The organism is uncultured Streptococcus sp. (genome assembly GCF_915066115.1).
Classification (GTDB): domain Bacteria; phylum Bacillota; class Bacilli; order Lactobacillales; family Streptococcaceae; genus Streptococcus.
In genome coordinates this window covers 1-3,756 of record NZ_CAJZDT010000150.1, presented here as the reverse complement: position 1 = coordinate 3,756, position 3,756 = coordinate 1, and the positions used below count along the sequence as shown (strand labels likewise).

At 44.2% G+C, this 3,756-nt stretch carries 6 protein-coding genes; 1 reads left to right on the top strand and 5 read right to left on the bottom strand.

Features of this window, described 5'->3' with window-relative positions; translation table 11 throughout:
- On the top strand, positions 1-956 hold a 956-nt coding region (locus QZ565_RS08580), incomplete at its 5' end, for a siderophore ABC transporter substrate-binding protein (protein WP_295528248.1).
- 31 nt (positions 957-987) lie between these two features.
- Here the strand turns inward: QZ565_RS08580 and yidD are convergent.
- The 5 genes from yidD to xerD form a co-directional block, all read right to left on the bottom strand.
- Positions 988-1,230 (bottom strand): membrane protein insertion efficiency factor YidD, encoded by a 243-nt coding sequence (gene yidD / locus QZ565_RS08575; protein ID WP_295528245.1) that lies wholly within the window; start codon positions 1,228-1,230, stop codon positions 988-990.
- Positions 1,230-1,952 (bottom strand): pseudouridine synthase, encoded by a 723-nt coding sequence (locus QZ565_RS08570; protein ID WP_295528242.1) that lies wholly within the window; start codon positions 1,950-1,952, stop codon positions 1,230-1,232. The genes yidD and QZ565_RS08570 overlap by 1 nt, the downstream gene beginning before the upstream one ends.
- On the bottom strand, positions 1,939-2,508 hold the full coding sequence (scpB, locus tag QZ565_RS08565) for an SMC-Scp complex subunit ScpB (protein ID WP_125411577.1): 570 nt from the start codon (positions 2,506-2,508) through the stop codon (positions 1,939-1,941). The genes QZ565_RS08570 and scpB overlap by 14 nt, the downstream gene beginning before the upstream one ends.
- A gap of 18 nt (positions 2,509-2,526) precedes the next feature.
- Positions 2,527-3,255 carry a segregation/condensation protein A gene (locus tag QZ565_RS08560; RefSeq protein ID WP_261087387.1) on the bottom strand — a complete coding sequence of 243 codons (729 nt, stop codon included), beginning with the start codon at positions 3,253-3,255 and terminating at the stop codon, positions 2,527-2,529.
- The coding region (gene xerD, locus QZ565_RS08555; protein WP_295528234.1) for a site-specific tyrosine recombinase XerD at positions 3,255-3,756 on the bottom strand (502 nt) is incomplete at its 5' end. The genes QZ565_RS08560 and xerD, both read right to left, overlap by 1 nt.

Here is a 3,756-nt window from a genome sequence, read left to right as displayed (position 1 = left end):
CCCTTAAACTTTACCTCACTGCCCTAGTGGCTAGTTTCTTGCTCCTACTTGGTGCATGTAGTACAAACTCAAGCACTAGTAAGACGGAGTCAAGTAGCTCTGCTCCAACAGAGGTAACCATTAAAAGTTCACTAGATGAGGTCAAACTTTCAAAGGTTCCTGAAAAGATTGTGACCTTTGACCTCGGTGCTGCGGATACTATTCGCGCTTTAGGTTTTGAAAAGAATATCGTCGGAATGCCTACAAAAACTGTTCCGACTTATCTTAAAGACCTAGCTGGAAAAGTTAAAAATGTTGGTTCTATGGTTGAGCCAGACCTAGAAGCCCTTGCTGCTCTTGAACCAGACCTAATTATCGCTTCACCACGTATCCAAAAATTCGTAGATAAGTTCAACGAAATCGCTCCGACTGTTCTCTTCCAAGCAGGCAAGGACGACTACTGGACTTCTACCAAGGCTAATATCGAATCCTTATCAGGCGCCTTTGGTGAAACTGGTACACAGAAAGCCAAGGAAGAATTGGCTAATCTCGACAAGAGCATCCAAGAAGTCGCAACTAAAAACGAAAGTTCTGACAAAAAAGCCCTTGCTATCCTCCTCAACGAAGGAAAAATGGCTGCCTTTGGTGCCCAATCTCGTTTCTCTTTCTTGTATCAAACCTTGAAATTCAAGCCAACTGATACTCAATTTGAAGAGTCACGCCACGGACAAGAAGTCAGCTTTGAAAGTGTCAAAGAAATCAATCCTGACATCCTCTTTGTCATCAACCGTACTCTTGCCATTGGTGGTGACAACTCTAGTAACGACGGTGTCCTAGAAAATGCCCTTATCGCTGAAACTCCTGCCGCTAAAAACGGTAAGATTATCCAACTAACACCAGACCTCTGGTATCTAAGTGGAGGCGGTCTTGAATCAACAAAACTCATGATTGAAGATGCTCAAAAGGCTTTGAAATAAGTAAGAAAACCCAACATCGCCTGATGTTGGGTTATTTTTCTTCTTGATTTCGTTTGAGTGAAAAGTGGTCTGGCACAGGATCCTTGCCTATTTTCGACCAAGGATGACATCGGAGAATACGAGCCAAGCCCATCAAAACACCCTTGAAGCCATGTTTTTCAATAGCCTCAATCATATAGTTGGAACAAGTAGGCTCAAAGCGACAAGAGGGTGGAAAGGCTGGTGAGATAAAACGTTGGTAAAAGCGCACAGGCGCTATTAAAATTCGTTTCATTATTTCTTGGTTACAGCCATGGTGTGTAGTTGGCTGATTTCTTTTTTATTAAGACGACGGGATTCTCCTGGACGGAGTCCTGTCAAGTCTAGATGTCCAAAACGAGTCCGTGACAACTTGTCCACTTGAAGACCGACAGCTTCAAACATCTTTTTAACCTGGTGGTTGCGCCCTTCATGGATAGTCAACTGCACCACAGAGCGGTTTTTGCCTGGATCCACTTTAAGAATCTCATAAACAGCCGGCTTGGTTTTCTTACCATCAATCTCAAGTCCACGGGTCAAGGGGCGGAGATTATCCTTATTGGCCACACCTTTAACACGCGCTACATAGACCTTGTCAATCTCATTACGAGGGTGAATCATTTCATCCGTAAAATCCCCATCATTGGTCAAAATCAAGACTCCTGATGTATCCCAGTCCAAACGACCTACAGGGTAGATGCGCTCTTTGACATTGGGCAAGAGGTCGACAACCGTCTTGCGGCCCTTATCATCTGTCACACTGGAAATGACACCGCGTGGTTTGTTAAGCAGATAATAGACCTTTTCTTCGTTGTAGATAGGTTGACCTTCAACTTCGACCTTGTCTCCTGACTTGATAGTGGTTGCTAGTTCACGTACCACTTGGCCGTTAACCGTCACCAAGCCTTGCTTGATCAGCTCTTCTGCTTTTCTCCTACTGGCCACACCTGCGTGGGCAATATACTTATTGATTCTCATCTTCTTCTATCCTTTCACCAAATAATTGGCTTTCTTGGGCTTGAATCTCAAGCTCATCAATCACTGGTAATTCTTCTAAATGGTTTATCCCCATGTAATCTAGGAAATAATCCGTAGTCACATAGAGGTTGGGGCGCCCCAACACTTCTTTTTTCCCGTCTTCTCGTATCAAGTCAAAGGCCTGCAACTTTGCCAAGGCCCCACTCGAGTTGACCCCACGGATAGCATCAATTTCTATCCGCGTAATCGGCTGCTTGTAGGCAATGATGGACAAGGTCTCAAGGGCAGCCCGAGATAAACTCTGGTTGATAGGTGCCTTAGAGTATTCCTTCAAAATCTCTGAAAACTGAGGCTTGGTCACCAATCTATAAGCGCCCCCTGTCTCAATCAGAGCCAAACTGGAATCTGGGTCCTTTTCACACTTCTGGGCTAATTTTTCTAAACTCTGTTGGATACCTGTCGGTGGCAGAGAGAGGAGTTCAGCTAACTGGCGGACTCTAATCCCATCTTCACCCGCTACAAACAAGAGCGCTTCTATTTTTGCTAAAGTACTCATCTTTCCTCTCTATCAAGTCTAGCTTTGGACCACTTGACTTTCTTCCTTCTTTTCCATGAGATAAATATCTCCGAAACTTTCCTCTTGCACAAGAATCAGCTCCTGGGTTTTGATTAACTCTAGGGTTGCCAAAAAGAGGGTGATGACCTCTTGAATATTCTGGGCTTCCTTAAATAAATCCTGCAAGAGCAATTGATCTCGTCCAGTCAAGGACTCTTTCACGATGACCATCATATCCTCAATCTTATACTCATCCCGCAAGATAGTCGTGTGATTCTGTGCAAACTCCTCTTTTTTCTTGGCTAGGATATTTGAAAAAGCCAAAAAGAGGTCAATAGTCGTCTTGTCATGAACAAGCTCCGCATCTTCGTAAATCAACTCTGTCGGCGCTTTGGAATAATACTGGGCCCGTTCTTGGTGCTTGGCTTCCAAGTGCTCTCCTAAGAGCTTGAACTTGCGATATTCTTCAATTTGAGAGAGAAGGTCCTGCTCCAGGTCATCCTCCAAGTCGGTCACTTCTGCCACCTTTGGCAAGAGCTTACGGCTCTTGATCAGCATGAGTTGACTGGCCATAACCATGTACTCACCCGTCACTTCCAGACGCATAGCCTGCAGGGTTGAGACATAGGCTAGATACTGTTCGATGACTTCCGTAATGGGCACATCGTAGATATCCATCTGATACTTAGAAACCAGGTGCAAAAGCAAGTCCAGGGGTCCTTCAAAATCTTTTAATTTAATATCCATTATCTATATTTTTCTATGGTCAGGACTGTTTTTAATCCTAATTTTTTTGCAATTTCGTACAAATCGACCTTGTTTTCTATTTGTCTTAGAATAAACTGTTCCCGCAAGGCTTGGGCTGATAAGGCCGGAAACCCTTTCTCCTTGGCAAAGGATTCTAGCTGACGAAAGGCCCACTGACGAGAATAGGCTTTCCCTCCCCTTTCAAAGAGATAGGTCTGGCCCATCAAGGGTTCCAATTCTGAAAGCAAAGTTGTAGGAATGGTGACAATTCTCTGTTGGGAAGCCTTCTTGATTCGCAACACTTGAAAGTCCAGGTTGATATCCGCAACCTTTAGAGCTAAAATCTCACTCGGTAAGAGCCCCATTTCTAGGATTAAGAGCGCTAGCAAGCGTCCCTCTGGATAGTCGCTTTCCTGCCAAAAAGAGTCTAGGTCTAGAATCTCTGGTTTTTCAGTTTTCTTTTCAGTCTGTTTGGTTAATTCCAAACGGTAAAAGCTTTCC

Coding starts and splice junctions, on each gene's coding strand:
- QZ565_RS08560 (WP_261087387.1), bottom strand. CDS start 3,255: ATGGATATTAAATTAAAAGATTTTGAAGGACCCCTGGACTTGCTTTTG.
- yidD (WP_295528245.1), bottom strand. CDS start 1,230: ATGAAACGAATTTTAATAGCGCCTGTGCGCTTTTACCAACGTTTTATC.
- scpB (WP_125411577.1), bottom strand. CDS start 2,508: ATGAGTACTTTAGCAAAAATAGAAGCGCTCTTGTTTGTAGCGGGTGAA.
- QZ565_RS08570 (WP_295528242.1), bottom strand. CDS start 1,952: ATGAGAATCAATAAGTATATTGCCCACGCAGGTGTGGCCAGTAGGAGA.